Consider the following 21,480-nt stretch of genomic DNA (forward strand, 5'->3'; position numbering starts at 1 on the left):
AATGGAACCAGGAATGCGATCAGGCAGCCGTGACGCGCGGCAGAGACGAGGACCGATGACCGAGAACAGTGAACCCACCACCGGCGCCGACAGCAGTTCGGCCAGCCCGAGCCCGGCAGCACCCAAACCCGGCGCTCCCAAACCTGGTGGACCACGCCCCGGTGCGCCCCGCCCCGGAGCACCTCGCCCCGGACCAGCAGCCTCGCATGCCGTCACCCCCGCACCGGCCAGCGACCCGAGCAAGTTCGGACGCGTCGAGGAAGACGGAACCGCCTGGGTGAAGACCGCTGACGGTGAACGTCAGATCGGTTCGTGGCAGGCCGGCGACGCCACCGAGGGCCTCGCCCATTTCGGTCGTCGCTACGACGACCTCGCGACCGAGGTCTCGCTACTCGAGGCTCGTCTGACGTCGGGCGCCGGAGACGCCAAGAAGACCAAGGCTGCCGCCATCGCTCTGTCCGAATCCCTCTCGACCGCTGCAGTGATCGGTGACCTCGACGCTTTGGCTCGCCGACTCGACGTGATCGTTGCCGGTTCCGACGAGGCCGCAGCGCACGCGAAGGAAGAGAAGGAACAGTCGCGCGCGGCAAGCACCGCCCGCAAGGAGGCCCTCGCAGTCGAGGCCGAGCAGATCGGCTCGGAGTCGACCCAGTGGAAGACCGCGGGTGATCGACTGCGCGAGATTCTCGACGAGTGGAAGACGATTCGCGGAATCGACCGCAAGGTCGACGACGCACTGTGGAAGCGTTACTCGAAGGCTCGTGAGTCCTTCAACCGACGACGTGGAGCCCACTTCGCCGAACTCGACCGGGATCGTGCGAGCGCCCGTTCGACGAAGGAAGAACTGGTCGAGCGTGCCGAGAAGCTGTCGACCTCCACTGAATGGGGACAGACCGCCGGGGAATTCCGCGATCTGCTCAGCGAGTGGAAGGCTGCCGGCCGCGCACCGCGCGAGGCCGACGACAACCTGTGGAAGCGCTTCAAGGGCGCTCAGGATGTGTTCTTCGCCGCGCGCAACGCTGCTGCATCCGAGCGCGATGCCGAATTCGAGCAGAACGCGGTTGCAAAGGAGGAGCTGCTCGCTGCCAATGCGAACATCGATCCGGCGCACGGACTCGAGAACGCCCGCGCAGCGCTTCGCGATCTGCAGGAGAAGTGGGACGCGATCGGCAAGGTGCCGCGCGACCGAATGCAGGAACTCGAAGCGAAGCTCCGGGCCATCGAAACCAAGGTGCGCGACGCGGTCGACGCCGAGTGGCGTCGCACCGATCCGGAAGCACTTGCCCGGGTCGCGCAGTTCAAGGAGCGGGTGAGCCAGTTCGAGGAGCAGGCCGCCAAGGCTCAGGCTGCCGGCAAGACGAAGGACGCCGAGAAGGCTCTCGCTCAGGCCAAGCAGTGGCGTGAGTGGGCCGAAGCTGCCGAAAGCGCCGTCAACGAGTAATCGACGACGAGCTGTAAAGACAACAAAAACGCCGGCTGACTCCGAAAGGAGTCAGCCGGCGTTGTCTTGTGCTTTGGATGGACGGCCTGCTGTGTCAGCCGACGTTCCATTCCTGATGCTTCTCGGCTTCGGCCGCAGCGATCCGGCGTTGCTCCTCGGCGGCGAGCTGAATGTTGGTTCGTGTCCAGACCACCTTGAGCCAATGGAACGTCAAGAACACGACGGCAAACCATCCGATGATCAGCCCGATCGACGGTCCTGCCACATTGAAACCGGCGGGAATGGTCTGACGCGACCAGACGGCCATCATGCCGAGAGCGCTCGCCACGGCACTGCCGGCGAGTGCGACCCAGGCCAGACTCCAACGCCGCGTGACCAGCGCTAGCATCGAGAATCCGATGCCGAAGATGACGACGAACCACACGAACAAGCGTGAGAACAGTGCAATCCGTTCGGTTTCCGCGTCCTGGTTGTACGCGAGCACATCCCAGCCGTTCGCAACTCCCGCATGGGGCAGGGCAAGGGTGCCGACCAGCACGAGCACCGCAACCGCGACAACCATGGCGCGCACACCCGGATCGATTTCTCCCGCGACCTTGCGTTCCGCGTCGTCGAGATCCTTGCGGTAGCCCTCGAAGGCGTCGTCGCCCGGCTGTGGTGTCGTGTTCTCGTGTTGCGAGGTCATGCGTTGCATCCCATCTGGACGGGTTGTGGGGCCGGGGCACCGATCTTCGGTAGTCCGAGACCTACGCCGATGGGCGGGGTCTTGGGTGTGATGCCCTTTTCGAACGAATCACCGGCGCGGGTCCGACGGTGCGTGAGCACTCCGTCATCTGCCACGAGGTGATGAGGGGCTCCGTGGGTGACGACGACCGTCACCACGTCACCGGGTCGGATTGTGCCGTCGAGGTTTCCCTCGGGGCGGAAATGCACCAGGCGGCCGTCTCGCGCGCGACCACTGAGACGTTGAGTCGCCGCGTTCTTCCGACCCTCCCCCGCTGCCACCAAGAGTTCGACCTCGGTGCCGACGAGCTTGCGATTTTCCTCGATGTTCACTTCTTCCTGAACGGCGAGCAATCGCATGTAGCGTTCCTGGACAACCTCTTTGGGAAGCTGATCGGCCATCTCCGCCGCCGGCGTGCCCGGGCGCTTGGAGTACTGGAAGGTGTAGGCGTTGGAGAATCGCGCCTTACGCACGACGTCCAGCGTCTCCTCGAAATCCTCTTCCGTCTCCCCCGGGAACCCGACGATGATATCCGTGGTGATGGCGGCGTGCGGCATTGCGGCGCGCACCTTCTCGATGATCCCGAGGTACTTCGACTTGCGGTACGAGCGCTTCATCGCCTTGAGAACCTTGTCCGAACCGGACTGCAACGGCATGTGCAGTTGCGGGCAGACGTTGGGAGTGGTTGCCATAGCTTCGATGACGTCATCGGTGAACTCTGCCGGGTGCGGCGATGTGAACCTGACCCGTTCGAGGCCGTCGATGTGTCCACATGCCTTCAAGAGGGAGGCGAAGGCTCCGCGATCGCGCGGTTGCTCCGGATCGGCGAACGACACGCCGTAGGCGTTGACGTTCTGTCCCAGCAGGGTCACTTCCGAGACACCCTCGTCGACGAGTGCCTGCACCTCGGCCAGAATGTCGCCGGGACGTCGATCCACTTCCTTGCCACGCAGGGCCGGAACGATGCAGAACGTACACGTGTTGTTGCAGCCCACCGAGATGGAAACCCAACCCGCATAAGCAGATTCGCGTTTGGCTGGCAGTGTCGACGGAAACGCCTCCAGCGCGTCGAGGATTTCGACCTCGGCGCGCTGATTGTGACGCGCACGGTCGAGCAGCGCGGGAAGCGAGCCGATGTTGTGAGTGCCGAAGACGACATCGACGAACGGCGCCTTCTTGACGACGGTGTCACGATCCTTCTGCGCCAGGCACCCGCCGACCGCGATCTGCATGTCGGGGTTCGCCTCCTTGTTCGGGGCGAGCTGGCTGAGGTTGCCGTACAACTTGTTGTCCGCGTTCTCGCGGACCGCACACGTGTTGAAGACGACAAGATCAGGATCGGTTCCGGTCTCCGCCTTCGAATACCCGGCGTCCTCGAGCAGACCGGACAGTCGCTCGGAATCGTGGACGTTCATCTGACAGCCGTACGTCCGCACCTCGTAGGTGCGAACAGACTTCGCAGTCGGCTCCGGAACTGCAGTCGGCTCCGGAAGTGCAGGGGACATTTCGTCGATCAGTGACACGCTTCAGCCTAGCTCACGTCCACTACGACGTGTAATAACGCCCTGATAAACAGCCGAAACGCGACATAAACGTCGTCACAGTAAAATTTCCATTACATATGGCAAGAACCATGGCGAAATCACGGGCGTCGACGCAAACTACGCCTAAGGTTCTCGTTTATGACCCAAGCCGACGATGCGACGACGCCGACCACCTCCGGCGATTCCACATCCATGATTTCGATGACCTCGGTGAACAAACACTTCGGGGAACTTCACGTCCTGCAAGAGGTCAATCTCGAGGTACCCAAGGGCCAAGTGGTGATCGTCCTCGGTCCGTCGGGCTCCGGTAAGTCGACTCTGTGCCGCACCATCAATCGCCTCGAACCCATCGACTCCGGCACCATCGCCGTCGACGGAAAGACGCTCCCCGAAGAGGGCAAAGCACTTGCCGCACTTCGTGCCGACGTCGGGATGGTCTTTCAGTCTTTCAACCTGTTCGCGCACAAGACGATCCTCGAGAACGTCATGCTCGCACCGATGAAGGTCCGCAAGGCGAAGAAGGACGAAGCCAAGAAGACGGCGCAGGCATTGCTCGAGCGCGTCGGTATCGCCAATCAGGCCGACAAGTACCCGGCGCAGCTTTCCGGCGGTCAGCAACAGCGCGTCGCGATTGCTCGCGCTCTTGCGATGCAGCCGAAGGTGATGTTGTTCGACGAGCCCACCTCCGCTCTCGATCCCGAGATGGTCAACGAGGTCCTCGACGTCATGACTTCCCTCGCCAAGGAAGGCATGACCATGCTCGTGGTCACGCACGAGATGGGATTCGCCCGCAAAGCCGGCGATCGTGTGCTGTTCATGGCTGACGGCCAGGTCGTCGAGGACACCACGCCCGAAGAGTTCTTCACCCATCCCAAGTCGGATCGGGCCAAGGACTTCCTCGGCAAGATCCTCACGCACTGATTACAGTCTCCCCTCCGACAGTCCTGTCCTCGTCCACAAGACAACTTGCTCGACTGCACCGTTCACCTCGGCTGCACCGTTCATCTCGACTGCACTGTTCGTGTGTCGACAACTGAGAGGATCTTCATGAAGATCAATCGTTCCGTCCGTTTCGGAATCGGAATCATGGCCATCGCGTTCGCTGCCACGGCCTGTGGCGGCGGCGAGGAGAACAAGTCGATCACCGAGAGCGCTTCCGACGGCACTCTCACCGTCGGCATCAAGTTCGATCAGCCCGGCCTCGGTCAGCGCAATCCGGACGGCACCTTCTCCGGCTTCGACGTCGAGGTAGCCCGTTACATCGCAAACGAACTGGGCGTAAAGCCCGAAGGCATCACCTTCAAGGAATCTCCGTCAGCCCAGCGCGAGACCCTGATCCAGAACGGCGAGGTCGACTACATTGTGGCCACCTACTCGATCACCGACACGCGCAAGGAAAAGGTCAGCTTCGGCGGCCCGTACTTCATCGCAGGCCAGTCGCTGCTCGTTCGCTCCGACAACACCGACATCACCGGCCCCGATTCCCTGACCGGCGGCAAGAAGCTCTGCTCGGTGTCGGGTTCGACTCCGGCGCAGAACATCCAGGACAACTACGCCAAGGACGTCCAGCTCCAGCCGCTCGACACCTACTCCGCTTGTGTCGAGGCTCTGCGCAACGGCGCTGTCGACGCTGTCACCACCGACGACATCATCCTCGCCGGCTACGCTGCCCAGTACCCGGGCGAGCTGAAGGTCGTCGGAGAACCGTTCACGACCGAAAAGTACGGTGTCGGCCTGGCCAAGGACGATTCCGAGGGTCGCGGCAAGATCAACGATGCCATCGAGAAGATGATCTCCACCGGCGCGTGGGAAGAAGCCTTCAACAACACCGTTGGTGCTTCGGGCTACCCGATCCCGGCCCCGCCCACCGTTGATCGTTACTGACCTGCTTTTTTCACCGTCAATCTCGCTGCGGCTCCCCATTTCGGGAGCCGCAGCGCGTGACGCCACCAACGGAGATCCCGTGATCTGGGGAGACGGCAAGTGAACCTTCTGAGCAAGTACGGCGACCAGATTCTGGAAGCCTTCTGGACCACGATCCAGCTGACGTTCTTCTCCGCGATCGGCGCCGTCATCATCGGTGTCCTGATCGCGGCCATGCGCGTGTCACCGGTTCCGGTCGCCCGATTCCTGGGTACCGCGTACGTGACCGTGTTCCGCAACACCCCCCTGACACTGATTCTGCTGTTCTGTCTGTTCGGTCTGTCGCAGACGCTCGGAGTCAATCTCGCCAAGTCGGACTCACCGACGTTCTTGACAGACAACAACTTCCGACTCGCCGTACTCGGCCTCAGTGTCTACACCGCCGCGTTCGTGTGTGAGTCACTTCGATCGGGAATCAATACCGTTCCGGTCGGCCAGGCCGAAGCGGGCCGATCACTCGGTCTGTCGTTTGCACAAAATCTTCGGCTGATCGTCTTGCCTCAGGCTTTTCGCGCGGTCACAGCACCGCTGGGTAGCGTGCTGATCGCACTGACCAAGAACTCGACCATCGCCGCGGTGATCGGCGTTTCCGAAGCGTCAGCGCTGATGAAGAAGATGATCGAGAACGAAGCCGCGATCTTTGTCGTCGGTGGAATCTTCGCTGTCGGTTTCGTGATCCTGACACTTCCCATGGGCTTGATCTTCGGCAAGCTGAGCAAGCGATTCGAGGTTTCACGATGAGCAACCGCGCAACAGTTCTCTACGACGCGCCCGGTCCGAGAGCGCGAAATCTCTACCGATTCGCGTCCCTTGTCGTCGCCGCACTCATGGTGGCAATCGGGTACGTCGTCTACCGCGCGCTCGACGAAAAGGGCCAGCTGACAGCAGCGAAGTGGGATCCGTTCCTCGAATCCACCTCGTGGACAACGTATCTGATACCCGGCATCCGGGGAACGCTGATCGCGGCTGCGATGTCCATCGTCTTCGCGCTCATCCTCGGTTCTGCACTGGGTATCGGCAGACTCTCCGAGCACAACATCATTCGGAAGATTTGCGGCGTCATCGTCGAATTGTTCCGAGCAGTACCGGTTCTGATTCTGATGATCTTCTCGTATCAGGTGTTCGCCGAATACGAGGTCTTCAAGTCCAAGTACCTCGCACTCGCGGCAGTCGTCGTGGGTCTGACTCTGTACAACGGTTCTGTGATCGCCGAGATCGTCCGTGCCGGAATCAACTCACTCCCACGAGGGCAAAGTGAGGCCGCCAAGGCACTTGGTATGCGCAAGACGCAGATCATGGTGACGATCCTGCTTCCCCAGGCGGTTACCGCCATGCTCCCGGCCCTGATTTCACAGATGGTCGTGGCGTTGAAGGACTCCGCCCTCGGTTACCTGATCGGATATGTCGAGCTGGTGCGTCAGGCCCAACAGCTCGGCACCTTCTACGGAAACTTCCTGCCGGCGCTCATCGTGGTCGCCGCGATCATGATCGCTCTCAACTCGGCTCTGACCTTCCTGGCAACCAAGGTGGAGAAGCGCCTGCGGTCCGGGAAGCGAAAGGGCAAGGGCCCCATCGCGGCTCCGTCCGCCGACCCAGCTGTTTCGGTTCCGGGTATGGACCTGACCAAGCCGTGAATCAGATGGAGCCGTGAGTCGAATCCAGCCGCGTTAGCGTGAATACACAACAGGGCGGGGGTACCACCGAATTTCGGTGGTACCCCCGCCCTGTTGTTCTGAATGCTGCACTTCGCTACGAGTCGGTGACCGCCGCCATCTCGGCTTTGACCACCTCGTACGACATCCCAGCTGAATATCCCTTGCGTGCCAGCATCGAGACCAGTCGACGCGTGACCTTGTCGCGATCATCGACGGGCTTGTTCTTCAGCTTCCGCCGAACCAGCTCCGCTGCTCGCTCGCGTTCATCTTCCGGATCGATCTGTGACAACGCTTCGGAAGCGGTGTCCTGGTCGATTCCTTTGAGCCGCAACTCGACTGCAAGCGCACGCTTTCCCTTGCCCGAGTACGTATGCCGCGAATGAACCCACTGGTTCGCGAAGTCTGCGTCGTCGATCAACCCGATTTCTTGGAGTCGATCGAGGACCTTGGCAATGATCTCGGGCTCGAAGCCGCGCCCGCTCAGCTTTGTTTCCAGCTCGGAACGACTGCGCGCCCGGTCGGTCAGGAGGCGTAGGCAAGCATCTTTGGCCTGCGCCTCCGTCCCACCCTCTGCGCGTTGCGACGGCTTCTCGGATCGTTGACGGGATCGACGCCGAGGCGCGCCGTACTCTTCACGAGCATTCTCGCCGTTGTCACCGTCGTCGAAGCTCATGACTGAACTCAGAAGTCGGCGGGAGCTTCGTCGGTTGCAGTGACGTCAGCACCGATACCGAGCTTTTCCTTGATCTTCTTCTCGATCTCGTCGCGGATATCGGTGTTCTCCAGCAAGAACTTACGAGCATTTTCCTTGCCCTGACCCAACTGGTCACCTTCGTAGGTGTACCAGGAGCCGGACTTGCGGATGAACCCGTGCTCGACACCCATGTCGATGAGCGAGCCTTCCTTGCTGATGCCCTGGCCGTAGAGAATGTCGAACTCGGCCTGCTTGAACGGCGGCGCGACCTTGTTCTTGACGACCTTGACGCGAGTGCGGTTACCCACTGCGTCGGTACCGTCCTTGAGAGTTTCGATACGACGGATGTCGAGGCGGACCGAAGCGTAGAACTTCAGTGCCTTACCACCGGTGGTGGTTTCGGGAGAACCGAACATCACACCGATCTTCTCGCGAAGCTGGTTGATGAAGATGACGGTGGTGCCCGAGTTGTTCATGGCACCGGTGATCTTGCGCAGCGCCTGGCTCATCAGTCGAGCCTGCAAACCGACGTGGCTGTCACCCATCTCGCCTTCGATCTCGGCGCGAGGAACAAGAGCGGCCACGGAGTCGATCACGACGATGTCGAGGGCGCCTGAACGGATCAGCATGTCGGTGATTTCGAGGGCCTGCTCACCCGTATCGGGCTGCGAGACCAGGAGTGCATCGGTATCGACGCCCAGCTTGGCTGCATAGTCGGGATCGAGTGCGTGCTCCGCGTCGATGAACGCCGCGATACCGCCGTTGGCCTGAGCATTGGCAACTGCGTGCAGTGCCACGGTGGTCTTACCCGAGGACTCCGGGCCGTAGATCTCGATGACGCGGCCACGCGGCAGTCCGCCGATACCCAGCGCGACGTCGAGCGCGATGGAACCGGTGGGAATGACGGCGATGGGCTGGCGGACACCCTCACCCAGGCGCATCACCGAACCCTTGCCGAAGTTCTTGTCGATCTGCGCCAACGCGAGGTCGAGTGCCTTGTCCCGATCAGGTGCCTGTGGTGCCATCGTGATCCCCATCCTTGTTTCAGTCTTCAGTGCCTGCCTGAGCAGACTCCGTCTCTTCAGCGCCTGCCTGAGCCGACCCTGTTGGTGTGTTGCGATCAGAGTAGATCCGGCCACCGACAGACTTTTCGATCTTGCTTTAGCGCTTGTCGATCACCGCGTTTGTAGGTCACCGCGTTTGTAGAACATCGAAAGTTCGCAGTTACCAAAGAAGCGTCACCACCGAACAGGTTCAGCATAGACGAACACGTGTTCGAACAGAAGATGGGAGACGTTCGACACGCCGAAGAATCAGCGGCGGGCGGGTGGTACGTCGAACTCCACACAGAGCGCACGCCACACTTCGCGAGGCTCCCAGCCTGCTTCGACGGCCTCCGCGGCAGTCATTCCGTCGAGACTCTGGAGTACATGGTCGATCAGCATCGAGTCGCCTCGTACCTGCCCGAACTCTTCGCGCACCATTTCATGAAATTCGGTCAACCGCACAGCCGCCACCGTAGTCCACAGAGCGGTGCACCTGCATTCAGGCGCAACGTGCTCACGCCGTCACACCTCCGTTGACCACCTGTCGGCACACCGCCACCGGATCGGTGACCTGCGACGCAGTCGCGGCAGCCGCTCTCGCAGCTTCCGCGAATCGTTTGTCGGAGAGCACCTGCAGTACGGCATCGCGAATCGACTGAGCATCTGCGGGCCGCACGATCACCGACGTCCCTGCCCGCGCAGCGCGATTGGCCAACTCCCACTGGTCCCCGCCCCCGGGAACGACGACCGTCGGCACGCCGGCCAGCAGGGCCTTCGCCAACATGCCGTGCCCGCCGCCACATACCAACACCGACGCGTCACGCAGCATCGCGTCCTGGCGTCCGAGACCTGCACGAACCCAATCAGGATGCTCACCTTCAGCCCCGTCGAGCATCGACGCAATCAGCCGCACACCGGCTCCGCCGAGTCCTTCGACCGTGCCCTCGAACATTCCCACTGCGCCGGTGTGCGCCGTGGAGGGCGCCACCATAACCAGCGGTTCGTCACCTGGCGGTGGATCCAGAATCACCTCGGTCGGCTCCCACAGAAGCGGTCCGACGACGTGAGCGCGCTCCGGCCAGTCGGGGCGAGGCACTTCGAGTGCCGGAAGTGTTGCGATCAGCCGCGCTTGCGGACCGGGATCCAGAGCGGGCAGTCCGACACCGACACGGGCCTGGGATCGCTGGGCCAACCCTTGCTTGATCGAACGTCCCGTCGCTGCGCGCATCAGGGTATCGCGAAGTCGACCACGAATTCCGACGCCGGGAGCGAGCCCACTGCCGATCGGCGGCAACCCCCGTGAAGGTGAGTACAGCGGGTGAGGCGAGAGTTCCACCCAGGGGATGCCAAGTCTTTCGGCGGCCAATCCGCCTCCGGCAGTGAGGATGTCGGAAACGACGAGATCCGGGGAGACGGACTTCAGGTCGGGAAGCAGTTCGGTGGAAATATAGGCGGCGCGCGAATGAATCCGAGCGCCTGCATCAAGATCGTCGTCTCCCGGCCGCGGGGCCAAGCCCTTGAGCGGCTCGGCTTCCACGCCGGCTGCTCGCGCTGCCTCGACCCACCGGGTCCCCGTGTACAGGATCGGTTCGTCGCCGGCCTGGATCAACGCCAGCGACAACGCTATTGCGGGAAAAGCATGACCCGGGTCCGGCCCGGCAACAACGGCTACACGCACCGGATCAGAGTGTCACACCGAGTGAAAGGCCTGTTCCGCCGCACCCAGTGCGCGTTCGCGATCCGAAGCCACCAATCCGATTCTCGTCCTGCGATCGAGGACGTCGTCGACGTCGAGGGCGCCTTCATGCGACACCGCGAAATCGAACTCGGCACCGCAGATCTCCAAGTCCGCAACCGACCGGAGACGATCGCCGCTCGCCGCGGCAACGACCTCGGCCTCGGTGCCGTATCGCGCCACCAATGACGCGGGTGCCTTGATCTTCTTCAATTCCGCCGGTGATGCAGCGCCTACCAGCGGCAACGCGCGTGTCCGACATGCCCCGGCGCTCAGCGACCCGACCTCGACCGCAGCGTCGACGGCGTCTTCGGCCATCTTGCGGTACGTCGTGAGTTTTCCGCCTACCACCGTGACCAAGCCCGAGTCCGAACGGACTACAGCGTGATTGCGCGAGAGGTCGGCCGTCGAGCCTTCACCGGTGTCCAGCAGCGGACGCAGACCCGCGAAGGTCCCCAAGACGTCCCCACGGGTCAGCGGAACTTCCAACGCCGTGTTCACGGTGTCGAGCAGGAAGCCGATCTCGTCCTCGGACGCCGTCGGTACGTCAGGCACCGGTCCCGGCGCTGCTTCGTCGGTCAACCCGAGGTAGATCCGGCCGAGCTGGGCGGGCAGGGCGAAGACGAAACGGTTGGTCTCGCCGGGAATCGGCACGGTCAGTGCTGCCGTGGGGTTCCCCAATCGCGCTGCATCGAGCACCAGGTGCGTCCCGCGGCTGGGGCGCAGGGTGATGCTGGAGTCGACCTGATCAGCCCAGACACCGGTCGCATTGACCACGACGCGGGCACGCATCAAGAACTCGGACCCGGTCAACTCGTCACGCAAGGTGGCCGACGTTCCGGATACGTCGTATGCACCGACGCGGGTCAGGATTCGCGCGCCGTGCGACGCTGCGGTTCTGGCGATACCGACGACGAGGCGGGCGTCGTCGATGAGCTGCCCGTCGAACGCGGTCAAGGCGCCTCGTAGGTTTTCCCGCTTGACCGCGGGAGCCAATTCGCGCGCCCGCGCAGCGCTGACCGTCCGCGATCTGGGCAGCACCGAAGCCGGGGTTCGCGCCGACATGCGCAGAGCGTCACCGGCCAGGAAACCGGTACGCACCAGGGCCTTCCCGAAGAACGACGTTTCGGGCAACAGCGGTACGAGTTGAGGCATGGCGCGAACGAGGTGCGGCGCGGTGCGCGTCATGAGGATGCCGCGCTCGACCGCACTTTCACGCGCTATACCGACATTGCCGGAAGCCAGGTACCGAAGGCCGCCGTGTGCGAGTTTCGAACTCCAGCGGCTGGTGCCGAACGCGAGGTCGTGCTTTTCGACCAGCGCAACACTGAGCCCACGAGTCACGGCGTCGAGAGCGACACCGACACCGGTGATTCCGCCGCCGATCACCAGGACGTCGACCGAATCGCCGTTCGCCAACTGCTCGAGTTCACGAGTACGCCGTTGTGCGTTGAGCGCTGAATCGCTGCCTGCTGAATCTAGGGGGCTCACAGCTATTCTCCCGAATTCTTGACGGGTGCCAGATAAGCAGCGACCGCATATCGAAGTTGCTCGACCGACGCATCGGAGGAAAGCTCCGGCTCGAGAGTCGGCGCAGAAATGACGACGGACTGAGCCATCAGTAGAACCATCGCCGCGATCTCGTTGACGCTTCCCTCGCGAATCGAACCATCCTGTTGGCCGGCCGCGACAACGGATGTGATCAGCTCGAGAATCGACTTCTGGCTCGCGCCGAGCCGGTCCACGATGTAGGTCGTCAGCAATTCTTGATCGGCTTGCCGAATTTTCACGAAGAGCGGATGGTCGCGAATCTGGCCGACGACGTCACCGATCGCCTCCACGAGCAACGTGCCGGCAGACCCGTTGAAGGTCACCTCGGGCAGCACCGATCGGATCTCCCGGGTGAGCAGGTCCGCGACGACAGCTCGCGTGTCCGGCCATCGCCGGTAGACCGTCGGTCGGCTCACGCCGGCCCGACGCGAGATCTCGGCAAGTGTGGTTCGCTGCATTCCGAAATCGAGGACACACGACCTTGCTGCGTCGAGAATCACGTCGTCGATCTCGCGGCTGGGGATGCGCTGACCATCTGCCTTGCGAGGGGCAATTGAGTCATCTGCGTTACGGATTACCATCGTGTGTAACACAATACCGGACAAGTCACCGGTAATCCCGTCGGGACTTGCGATTTCTCTCGCTCAGAGATCATCAGAAATAGTACAACTCGAAACCAACTGCTCGCTCGGCGTCGAAACCAGGCTTCGGTCCGCTGACCATGTCGATCTGTGCGCGCGCCTGTTCCCGGATCGGCGTGGAACTCAGCGCCGCCAGATATCGCGCATGTTCCGCGAGCGAATCCACGGCGCGATCGACCGTCGACGTCACGTCGACGCAGTGTGTGGGAGTCATCGTATTGACCGCAACCCACCGAACACCGGACCACGGCGCCAGTCCCTGCGCCGTCAACGAGGGAAAGATCCATTCGTTTGCTGCGTCGGCAGTTGCGTCGAGAACGCTGATCCCGAGTGCACGGTGATCTGCGCTGTTCAGATAGCCGGGGCCCCAGGTGTGGGAGAAGTTCATCGTCACCACCAATTCCGGACGGTGGCGGCGAATTGCTGCGGCGAGAGTCGAGCGCAACTCCAAGCCTTCCACGAGACGACCGTCGGGCAGGCCGAGGAACTCCACCTCACCGACACCGACGATCGCGGCCGAGCGACGCTCTTCTTCCTCGCGGATCGGGCCGGACTCCTCGGGCGACAGACCGGCGATTCCGGCCTCGCCGCGCGTGGCCAGGATATATCGCACGTCTTTGCCGCGATCGGTCCACTGCGCCACTGCTGCGGCTGCGCCGTATTCGATGTCATCGGGATGCGCCACGATGACAATCGCGCGCTGCCAGTCCTCGGGGAAGTTTTCCATAGGGCAGATCTTGCCCGTCAGAACCGCGAAGCGGGCGAATTGTCGTCACTTCCCGACATCGCCTTCACCAGGAAGTAGATTCCGAAGCCGACAGCGCCGACCACCAGAACCCAGAAAAGCCCCTTGATCAGCGCACCGACCACCGCGAGTGCGACCCACACCAGTACGACGGCCAAGACGATCTTCCAAAACATGCTTACCTCCAACGTGCCGTTGAATAATCAGTCGAATCGGACAGGTGCTGCGTCGTCCGTAGAACCAGCCTGACAGGTCTGGCGTGACAAAGCAGCAGCTCAGCGGCAAGTTCAGGTAAAGATCAGGGTTCACCCCGAGACCGGCCCTCACGCAGGTCAGGTGTCCAACCCATGGGTGCCTGCTCCTGGCGTAAACTCGCGAAGTTCGATCCCGTATGCCGAAGGAGCACGTCCGCAGTGTCTACGACCCGTTTCCCCGCTCGCGATCTCGCGCATGTAGCCGTCTTCGCCGCACTCATCATCGCGCTGGGCCTACCCGGGTCGATCAACATCGGCATTTCCGGCGTGCCGATCACCCTTCAGTCCATGGGCGTCATGATGGCCGGCGCTCTACTCGGACCGCGCAAGGGTGTTCTCGCCGTCCTGACGGTCATTGCTCTGGGATTGGTCGGTCTACCGGTCCTTGCCGGCGGTCGCACCGCACTCGTGTCTCTATCGAGCCCGACAGCCGGATTCCTCATCGGTTGGATCCCGACGGCATTTGTCATCGGATGGCTGACCGCCAAGATGCTGCCCAAGTACCGGATCATCGCGGGCATCGGCATCAACCTTCTCGGCGGCGTCGTCGTTCTCTACGCGTTCGGCATCGTTGGAATGATGGTCCGCGGACACATGAGCTTCGTTGCCGCATGGTCGGCCAACGCCGCCTTCATCCCGCTCGACGCCGCAAAAGCAGTCGTCACCGCGTTGGTCGCGTCCCAGGTTCACCGGGCATACCCGGCACTACTGCGCGACTCGGTGATCTCGTCGAACAAGACCGTGGTGGCGAATTAATCTCCGATGAGTGAGATCGTCTTCGAGAACGTCGGACACAGCTTCGGTGAACGAACGGTCCTGCAGCAGATAGATCTGCGACTGAGCGAGCAGCGAATCGGAATCGTGGGTGCGAACGGAAGCGGCAAGTCGACGCTCGCTCGCATGATCAACGGACTGGTCGTTCCGACGGAAGGACACGTCCACGTCAACGGCTTGGACACGGCGAAGAAGGGCCGCGACGTACGCAAGCAGGTCGGATTCGTCTTCACCGATCCCAACCACCAGATCGTGATGCCGACGGTTGCCGAGGACATCGAATTCTCGCTCCGCCGTAGCGGATTGGGCAAAGCCGAGCGCGCCGCAAAGGTGGCCTCGGTGCTCGAACGCTACGGCCTCGCCGGGCACGCCGACCATCCCACCCACCAGCTTTCGGGCGGGCAGAAACAGCTCCTCGCGCTCGCGGCCATCATGGTGACGGAACCGAACGTACTCGTCGCCGACGAACCCACCACGCTCCTCGACCTTCGCAACTCGCGACTCATCAGCTCGGTATTCGAGTCACTCGATCAGCAACTGATCGTCGTGACCCACCAACTCGATCTCCTCGAGTCCTTCGAACGGGTGTTGGTCGTCGACCAAGGCCGCGTCGTCGCTGACGGTTCCCCCGCCGACTCCATCGATCACTACCGGTCGTTGGTCTCGTGACCACTCTCGGCGTCTACCGTCCGGGCCGCTCACTCCTGCACCGGATGCCGACGGGAATCAAGCTCTTCGCCTTGGTCGTGGCCATCCTCGCCGTCTCGATCTTCGTTCGTGAGCCGTGGCAACTGGCAGCTCCCACGATCGTAGTTGTGGCCCTGTACGCGATTGCGCGCATTCCTCCGATGACTGCAATCCGGCAGCTGCGTCCGGCGCTGTGGATGTTGCTCTTCATCGGGGCGTTCCAGCTGGTAGTCGCGGGATGGCAGCGAGCGGCCGTCGTGTGCGGGGTTCTGATCATCTCGATCGCCTTCGCGGCGATCATGGGTCTGACCACACGGATCTCCGAGATGCTCGACGCGATCACCAGATTTCTGACACCCTTGCGACGCTTCGGCGTCAATCCCGAACGGATCGCCTTGCTCCTCGCAATGACGATCCGGTGTATCCCGCTGATGTTCGAGGTCATCACACAGGTGTCCGAGGCACGCAAGGCGCGAGGGCTCGGATTCTCGCTGCGATCCTTCGCAGTGCCGGTCATCGTCGGCACCCTGATGACCGCAGATGCGATGGGTGAAGCATTGGCAGCCCGCGGCGCCGACGACTGAGCGCCAATCAGACCAGGAACTGTCAGTTGTACTTGCGGGTGATGTCGTCCACCTCGCCGATGGCGTCGGCAAGCGCCGAAAGTCGCTCGGCGGCCGCGTGCAGCGCCGAGAGTTCTCGGTTGAATCCCACCAGAGCCGAAGGGCTGTGAGGCGCTGTCAATGCAGCTGCGGAGGTCACCAGATCCTCGTACTGATCCAACCCCGACTGCAACTCAAGAACTGCGCCGTCGATGGTGGGATCAAGAGGTTCGGTCACCTTGGGTGTAGCGGCCACGGCGCGTTCCATTGCGACGACATCCGAAGACACCGCGAACATCGCTCTCAATGCCGAATCGGCGGTAACAGTGATTTCGTCCAACTCACCGGGGTCGATGGTGTCGGCGCGCCTGAGCACACTCAAGATCTCGAACAACGAAGTCTCGGCGCCGATGAGGCGAGACATCGGGATGAACGCGCGAGACGACGACGGTGGCAAGCGCCGGCGAATCGGCGCCGACGGCGGTGGGCCGGAACTCATCGAACGGTAACGGCCGACCGCGATGACGGCGGGAACCGCGAACAGTGCCGCTCCCCCGCCTGCCACGACCACCGACCACTCGGGGGCCGACGCAACAGCAAGGCCGGCCGTGCCGACCACTGATCCGCCGGACATGAAACCCCAACGCTGAGCGCGTCGACGTGCACGGGCACGTTTGCGCTCGAATTTGGCGCGCGGGTCTTGCCACCGCCGAGCGGCATCCGCCGCAGACAGTCCGACCTCGCGCAATGTGTCCGCGGTGCGTCCCAACGCTCCGAAGGCGCCGGATACGGAAACGGGAACGGCCGACCGGGGCTCGCGCCCAGGTCGACCGTCTCGTGAAGAAAACATCAGAGCATCACTGCCGACATCGAGGATTCGGCTACTGCCCGGTCTGACCGGCAGCCGGGGGCTGCTTCTCGACGGACGGCGTCGCAGGAGTGGCTGCTGCGCCGCCGGACGGCAGTGCCTCGCCCTTCATGGAAGCACGAATCTGCTCGAGGCGACTGTGCCCTGCCATCTGGACCGAGGCCTGCTGGACCTCCATCATGCGGCCTTGAACGGAGTTCTGAGCGAGTTCGGCAGAGCCGAGTGCGTCGGCGTAACGCCGCTCGATCTTGTCGCGCACAGCATCGAGGCTGGGTGTGTTGCCGGGAGCCGACAGCGTGCTGTCCATGGACCGAAGGGACTCGCTCACGCGCTCCTGCATCTTGGCCTGCTCCAGCTGGCTGAGCAGCTTGGTGCGCTCGGCAACCTTTGCCTGCAGAGTCATCGCGTTCTGCTCGACAGCCTTCTTGGCCTGAGCGGCGGCCTGCAAGGACTGGTCGTGCAGTGCCTTCAGATCTTCGACGCCCTGCTCGGCCGTCACCAACTGGGCCGCAAAAGCTTCGGCAGCGTTGGTGTACTGGATCGCCTTGTCGTTGTCGCCGGCAGCAGCGGCCTGATCGGCGAGGTTGACGGCCTGGCGCGCGTTGGCGTTGAGCTTTTCGACCTCGTCGAGTTGACGGCTGAGCTTCATCTCGAGTTGACGCTGATTACCGATCACCGACGCAGCCTGCTGGGACAACGCCTGATGCTGGCGCTGTGCGTCCTCGATCGCCTGCTGAATCTGAACCTTTGGATCTGCCTTCTCATCGATCTTCGAATTGAAGAGCGCCATCAGGTACTTCCAGCCCTTGACGAAAGGATTAGCCATTGGTTTGATCCTGCCTCCATCTGATGCGCCGCGCCGAACGCGACCCGGAGCGCGACCGTCGCGCACCGAAACAAGGGCTGCGCCCTATCTGCTCTGACCCCACCTGCTGGAAACCGGCGGTTACGTACAAAATCTATCGGTTACGGCCGGTAGTGGCTACGCCGCCGCCAACCTTCGAGCGTTCGGTGCCGGAATCACGACGCGGGTATCGCGTGCGATTGTCGGCGAACCGGAAGCCGAGACCGAACCGGAAGCCGACACGGCGGGTTCGGCGACCTGTCGACCAGCTACCGGAGCGCTCTTCTTCGTGGCCAGGGTCTCGCTCACGTCGACCAGCACGTCGGACAGTGGGACTGCGAGCGCATCACAGATCGCCGCCAACAGTTCGCTCGATGCTTCCTTACGTCCACGTTCCACTTCGGACAGATAGCCCAAGCTCACACGCGCGCTGTTCGACACCTCACGTAGCGTGCGGCTCTGCGAAACGCGCGTACGCCGGAGACTGTCACCGATTGCCTCACGCAATAGCAGCGCCATCTCGCTCCTCCTTCATCCGTGACCTCATCGTGCATGGTCGTACGTCTTCACAATCGTCAACGTCCGAACACATCCGATTGGTTCCCGAGCCTATCGTGCCGCACGCTCTGCGACACGATCACGTAACCGCGACACGGCAGTTGCGACCGCGGTTGTCCGAATCTCCCACCGTTCGCCGCCGAGCGCGAGCGGTACGCATTCGGTTCCGTCCGGGCCGGCGATACCGAGAAACACCGTTCCGACCGGGTGTCCGTCCTGCTCACTCGGACCGGCGACTCCGGTCAGTCCGATACCCCAGTCGGCGCCGCACCTCGTCCGGGCGCCGAGCGCCAATGCCACGGCGGTGCTCTCGGACACGGGGCCGTCCGTTGCCAGACGCTCAGGATCCACGCCCGCCAGCGTCGCTTTCAAGTCGGTCGCGTACACGACCAGGCCCCCACGCAGCACCGCGCTCGACCCTGGCACGGACGCGACCGCAGCCGTGAACAAGCCAGCCGTCAGAGATTCGGCGGCGGCGACAGTATGCCTCGCGGCGCCAAGGGCGTCGACGAGTTCGACCACTCCGAGTGCGAGCAGCGGGTCCGTCATGACTCGACTGCGCGAACTCCGGCGCGAAGCCTGATCGCCTGCACGATGTATTCGATTCCCGTCGCCACCGTCAGCACGACGGCAGCAGCCATCAGCAATCCGCTGACGATGTCCCAACTGCTCGGCAGCGGGCAGAGGTAGAACCCGATCGCGACGGCCTGCACGAGGGTCTTGAGCTTGCCGCCCTTGCCCGCCGGGATGACCGCGTGCCGCAGTACCGCGAACCGCAACAGCGTGATTCCGAGTTCTCTGGCGATGATCACTCCGGTCACCCACCACGACAGGTCACCGAGAACCGAAAGACCGATCAGCGCGGCGCCGATCAGTGCCTTGTCCGCGATCGGGTCCATGAGTTTGCCGAAATCGGTGACCAGACCGTACTTCCGAGCCAATTGGCCGTCGATCCGATCCGTGATCGCGGCGACGATGAACACGCCCATTGCCCCGAGACGCCACCACGTCGAGTGTCCGCCGTCGACGAACAGAACAACGAGAAAAACCGGAACGAGAACCATTCGGACCATCGTGAGAATGTTCGCGATGTTCAGCAACGGAACCGGGTTGTCCGCGACAGGTGTGCCGTCGGACGGGCCGACGGCGGCGCGATGGGCGTCGGTCTGATCGCGCGGGGTACTCATCGGATCACCGCACAGGCGGTGAGCCGAACCCGGGACAAAGCCGAGCGGCGCGGGAATTGCGTGGGGCGGACAGGCACGCGACTTAGAATATCGGTAGGGCCATTGACTAATGTGCACCACATGACTTCGACCGCGCCGACCTATACCGAGAGCCAGTTGATCGTGCGTCGCGCGCGAACGTCGGACATCCCCGAAATCAAGCGTCTGATCGACATCTACGCCGGCAAGATCCTCCTCGAGAAGAATCTCGTGACGCTGTACGAGGCAGTCCAGGAGTTCTGGGTCGCCGAGCGAGGCGGCCAGGTAATCGCTTGCGGCGCACTGCATGTGCTGTGGGCGGACCTGGGTGAGATCCGCACCGTCGCAGTCGATCCGACTGCCAAAGGCCAGGGCGCAGGTTTCCACGTCGTCGACAAACTCATCGAGGTCGCCAAGGAATTGGAGTTGGAACGGTTGTTCGTTTTGACGTTCGAGACCGAGTTCTTCCACCGTCACGGATTCGCGGAGATCGACGGCACCCCCGTCACCGCCGAGGTCTATGCGGAAATGTGTCGGTCCTACGACGCCGGCGTCGCCGAGTTCCTCGATCTGAGCTATGTGAAACCCAACACACTCGGCAATACTCGCATGCTCCTGACTCTCTGAACCGTTCAGACTCTTCACACACCACCCTCTCGATCACCAGCCCCGAAAGCGGTTCACGATGTCGTTGTTCCTCGTCGAATACACCTACGCGCCCGAGAAGAACGCTCAGCGCGACGAAGTCCGTAGCGATCACCGCGCGTGGCTCGCGGATCTGGTTTCCCGCTCGATCGTCTTGTCATCCGGCCCGTTTGCAGATGGAAACGGCGCGCTGATCATCGTCGACGCCGCAGACGCCGACACCGTTTCCCTCCTCTTCACCCACGATCCGTTCGCGATCGCCGATTTGATCGAGAAGGTCCGGATCACCGAGTGGGTTCCGGTGTTGGGTCAGTTCAGCGCCTGAGAGCCCCGGCCCCGGCTTACTCCCCCGCCCGGTCGCGAGTCTTCAACAGGCTCGCGACCGTCGTCACCGCCAATACTCCGATGATCACTCCGAGTGAGAGTGCCGTGGAGATTTCCGGGACGGAGACGTGTTCACCTCCGTTGACGAACGAGAGGGTGTTCTCGTGCAACGCGTGAAGTACCAATTTCACACCGATGAACGCCAGGATTATCGAGAGCCCGTACGAGAGATAGACCAGCCGTTCGAGCAACCCACCGATCAGGAAGTACAGCTGCCGTAGACCCATCAGCGCGAAGGCGTTGGCGGTGAACACCAGATACGGTTCCTGGGTCAGACCGTAGATCGCCGGAATCGAATCGAGCGCGAAGAGCACGTCGGCAAACCCGATTGCGATGAGCGCCAACAACAACGGTGTCACGACGCGCTTGCCGTCGATCCGGGTGATCAGTTTGTCCCCGTCGTATTCCTCGGTTGTCGGCAGCACCCGCTTCACGAGTGAGATGATGCGACTGTCGCGCTTCTCCTCGGCTTCCTTCTCATGCCCGTGATCGCGGATCAGGGTGTACGCGGTGTAGATCAGGAACGCACCGAAGAGGTAGAACACCCAGCTGTACGCATTGATGGCGGCCGCACCGACTCCGATGAAGATTCCGCGCATCACCAATGCGAGGACGATGCCGATCAGCAGGACTTTCTGCTGGAACTCTCGCGGGACGGCGAACGTCGACATGATGATCACGAAGACGAACAGATTGTCGACCGAGAGCGCCTTCTCCGTGACGTAGCCGGCGAAGTACTCACCGCCGTACGTGGTGCCCCAGATCCACATCACGACGAGGCCGAAGACGATGGCGATCGAAATGTAGACCGTCGACCAGAATGCGGACTCCCGGAAGGTCGGCGCATGCGGAGTGCGGACGTGGGCGAAGAAGTCGAAGACGAACAGGCCTAGGATCACCACGATCGTGATTCCCCAAGCCAACGGCGTCACATGCACGGGTTCCTCCGGTCGTCTGTCG

At 62.5% G+C, this 21,480-nt stretch carries 26 protein-coding genes; 10 read left to right on the top strand and 16 right to left on the bottom strand.

All coding sequences use genetic code 11. The features are described from left to right. The first annotated feature begins 55 nt into the window (after positions 1-55). Positions 56-1,441, top strand: coding sequence for a DUF349 domain-containing protein (locus tag ATN37_RS10425; RefSeq protein WP_218695091.1), 1,386 nt, complete (start codon positions 56-58; stop codon positions 1,439-1,441). 94 nt (positions 1,442-1,535) lie between these two features. Here the strand turns inward: ATN37_RS10425 and ATN37_RS10430 are convergent, their stop codons facing one another. Together ATN37_RS10430 and miaB are read right to left on the bottom strand one after the other, a co-directional pair. After that, positions 1,536-2,126 carry a hypothetical protein gene (locus ATN37_RS10430; protein ID WP_003942155.1) on the bottom strand — a complete coding sequence of 197 codons (591 nt, stop codon included), beginning with the start codon at positions 2,124-2,126 and terminating at the stop codon, positions 1,536-1,538. Continuing rightward, a complete protein-coding gene (gene miaB, locus ATN37_RS10435; RefSeq protein WP_047271495.1) occupies positions 2,123-3,670 on the bottom strand; it encodes a tRNA (N6-isopentenyl adenosine(37)-C2)-methylthiotransferase MiaB in 1,548 nt (515 codons plus the stop codon). The genes ATN37_RS10430 and miaB overlap by 4 nt, the downstream gene beginning before the upstream one ends. Before the next feature lie 231 nt (positions 3,671-3,901). On the opposite strand from miaB, the gene gluA reads away from it, so the two are divergent. The 4 genes from gluA to ATN37_RS10455 all read left to right on the top strand — a co-directional run bounded on the left by gluA (position 3,902) and on the right by ATN37_RS10455 (position 7,266). Continuing rightward, entirely contained in the window at positions 3,902-4,630 is a 729-nt protein-coding gene (gene gluA / locus ATN37_RS10440) for a glutamate ABC transporter ATP-binding protein GluA (protein ID WP_007735175.1), read from the top strand. Positions 4,631-4,756: 126 nt separating this feature from the next. Then, positions 4,757-5,593 (top strand): glutamate ABC transporter substrate-binding protein, encoded by an 837-nt coding sequence (locus ATN37_RS10445; RefSeq protein ID WP_020907523.1) that lies wholly within the window; start codon positions 4,757-4,759, stop codon positions 5,591-5,593. A gap of 99 nt (positions 5,594-5,692) precedes the next feature. Next, positions 5,693-6,373, top strand: coding sequence for an amino acid ABC transporter permease (locus ATN37_RS10450; protein ID WP_019748198.1), 681 nt, complete (start codon positions 5,693-5,695; stop codon positions 6,371-6,373). Further along, a complete protein-coding gene (locus ATN37_RS10455) occupies positions 6,370-7,266 on the top strand; it encodes an amino acid ABC transporter permease (protein WP_054188531.1) in 897 nt (298 codons plus the stop codon). Before ATN37_RS10450 ends, ATN37_RS10455 begins: the two co-directional genes overlap by 4 nt. A gap of 115 nt (positions 7,267-7,381) precedes the next feature. Here the strand turns inward: ATN37_RS10455 and recX are convergent, their stop codons facing one another. The 8 genes from recX to ATN37_RS10495 form a co-directional block, all read right to left on the bottom strand. Beyond that, the gene (gene recX, locus ATN37_RS10460; RefSeq protein ID WP_054825713.1) at positions 7,382-7,960 is read right to left on the bottom strand and encodes a recombination regulator RecX; all 579 of its coding nucleotides are present in this window, start codon (positions 7,958-7,960) and stop codon (positions 7,382-7,384) included. 8 nt (positions 7,961-7,968) lie between these two features. Beyond that, positions 7,969-9,006, bottom strand: coding sequence for a recombinase RecA (gene recA, locus ATN37_RS10465; protein WP_007735170.1), 1,038 nt, complete (start codon positions 9,004-9,006; stop codon positions 7,969-7,971). 288 nt (positions 9,007-9,294) lie between these two features. Next, positions 9,295-9,489: a DUF3046 domain-containing protein gene (locus ATN37_RS10470; RefSeq protein ID WP_003942185.1), complete on the bottom strand. Its 195-nt coding sequence runs from the start codon at positions 9,487-9,489 to the stop codon at positions 9,295-9,297. Positions 9,490-9,541: 52 nt separating this feature from the next. Beyond that, the gene (locus ATN37_RS10475; protein WP_042450679.1) at positions 9,542-10,705 is read right to left on the bottom strand and encodes a glycosyltransferase; all 1,164 of its coding nucleotides are present in this window, start codon (positions 10,703-10,705) and stop codon (positions 9,542-9,544) included. 12 nt (positions 10,706-10,717) lie between these two features. Continuing rightward, the gene (locus ATN37_RS10480; protein ID WP_058226267.1) at positions 10,718-12,253 is read right to left on the bottom strand and encodes a glycerol-3-phosphate dehydrogenase/oxidase; all 1,536 of its coding nucleotides are present in this window, start codon (positions 12,251-12,253) and stop codon (positions 10,718-10,720) included. A 2-nt stretch (positions 12,254-12,255) separates the two neighbouring features. Then, the gene (locus ATN37_RS10485) at positions 12,256-12,894 is read right to left on the bottom strand and encodes a TetR/AcrR family transcriptional regulator (RefSeq protein WP_003942216.1); all 639 of its coding nucleotides are present in this window, start codon (positions 12,892-12,894) and stop codon (positions 12,256-12,258) included. Positions 12,895-12,967: 73 nt separating this feature from the next. Then, a complete protein-coding gene (locus ATN37_RS10490) occupies positions 12,968-13,681 on the bottom strand; it encodes a PIG-L deacetylase family protein (RefSeq protein ID WP_063316521.1) in 714 nt (237 codons plus the stop codon). 17 nt (positions 13,682-13,698) lie between these two features. After that, on the bottom strand, positions 13,699-13,875 hold the full coding sequence (locus tag ATN37_RS10495; RefSeq protein ID WP_003942133.1) for a hypothetical protein: 177 nt from the start codon (positions 13,873-13,875) through the stop codon (positions 13,699-13,701). A 237-nt stretch (positions 13,876-14,112) separates the two neighbouring features. Here ATN37_RS10495 and ATN37_RS10500 point away from each other — a divergent pair, with 237 nt between their 5' ends. Genes ATN37_RS10500 through ATN37_RS10510 form a run of 3 tightly spaced genes read left to right on the top strand, consistent with a single transcriptional unit; the run spans position 14,113 to position 15,998 of the window. Beyond that, positions 14,113-14,709 carry a biotin transporter BioY gene (locus ATN37_RS10500; protein ID WP_007735162.1) on the top strand — a complete coding sequence of 199 codons (597 nt, stop codon included), beginning with the start codon at positions 14,113-14,115 and terminating at the stop codon, positions 14,707-14,709. A 6-nt stretch (positions 14,710-14,715) separates the two neighbouring features. Then, entirely contained in the window at positions 14,716-15,396 is a 681-nt protein-coding gene (locus ATN37_RS10505) for an energy-coupling factor ABC transporter ATP-binding protein (RefSeq protein ID WP_007735161.1), read from the top strand. Then, entirely contained in the window at positions 15,393-15,998 is a 606-nt protein-coding gene (locus ATN37_RS10510; protein WP_042922628.1) for an energy-coupling factor transporter transmembrane protein EcfT, read from the top strand. Before ATN37_RS10505 ends, ATN37_RS10510 begins: the two co-directional genes overlap by 4 nt. 22 nt (positions 15,999-16,020) lie before the next feature. On the opposite strand, the gene ATN37_RS10515 is transcribed toward ATN37_RS10510, so the two are convergent. The 5 genes from ATN37_RS10515 to pgsA all read right to left on the bottom strand — a co-directional run bounded on the left by ATN37_RS10515 (position 16,021) and on the right by pgsA (position 19,473). Beyond that, entirely contained in the window at positions 16,021-16,866 is an 846-nt protein-coding gene (locus ATN37_RS10515) for a hypothetical protein (RefSeq protein WP_254593743.1), read from the bottom strand. A gap of 31 nt (positions 16,867-16,897) precedes the next feature. Then, a complete protein-coding gene (pspA, locus tag ATN37_RS10520; RefSeq protein WP_003942098.1) occupies positions 16,898-17,710 on the bottom strand; it encodes a phage shock protein PspA in 813 nt (270 codons plus the stop codon). Between the two features lie 156 nt (positions 17,711-17,866). Continuing rightward, positions 17,867-18,247, bottom strand: coding sequence for a helix-turn-helix domain-containing protein (locus ATN37_RS10525; RefSeq protein WP_003942191.1), 381 nt, complete (start codon positions 18,245-18,247; stop codon positions 17,867-17,869). Between the two features lie 90 nt (positions 18,248-18,337). Further along, a complete protein-coding gene (locus tag ATN37_RS10530; RefSeq protein ID WP_030535560.1) occupies positions 18,338-18,835 on the bottom strand; it encodes a CinA family protein in 498 nt (165 codons plus the stop codon). Continuing rightward, positions 18,832-19,473 (bottom strand): CDP-diacylglycerol--glycerol-3-phosphate 3-phosphatidyltransferase, encoded by a 642-nt coding sequence (gene pgsA / locus ATN37_RS10535; RefSeq protein ID WP_003942125.1) that lies wholly within the window; start codon positions 19,471-19,473, stop codon positions 18,832-18,834. Before pgsA ends, ATN37_RS10530 begins: the two co-directional genes overlap by 4 nt. 120 nt (positions 19,474-19,593) lie before the next feature. On the opposite strand from pgsA, the gene ATN37_RS10540 reads away from it, so the two are divergent. Next, entirely contained in the window at positions 19,594-20,118 is a 525-nt protein-coding gene (locus ATN37_RS10540; protein WP_007735157.1) for an amino-acid N-acetyltransferase, read from the top strand. A gap of 58 nt (positions 20,119-20,176) precedes the next feature. Further along, positions 20,177-20,461: a YciI family protein gene (locus ATN37_RS10545; protein WP_003942124.1), complete on the top strand. Its 285-nt coding sequence runs from the start codon at positions 20,177-20,179 to the stop codon at positions 20,459-20,461. A gap of 16 nt (positions 20,462-20,477) precedes the next feature. Here ATN37_RS10545 and ATN37_RS10550 read toward each other — a convergent pair whose 3' ends face one another. After that, entirely contained in the window at positions 20,478-21,458 is a 981-nt protein-coding gene (locus ATN37_RS10550; RefSeq protein WP_019748181.1) for a TerC family protein, read from the bottom strand. Positions 21,459-21,480 lie beyond the last annotated feature (22 nt).

This window comes from Rhodococcus sp. MH15 (genome assembly GCF_019266045.1).
GTDB classification, from domain to species: Bacteria; Actinomycetota; Actinomycetes; order Mycobacteriales; family Mycobacteriaceae; genus Rhodococcus_F; species Rhodococcus_F qingshengii.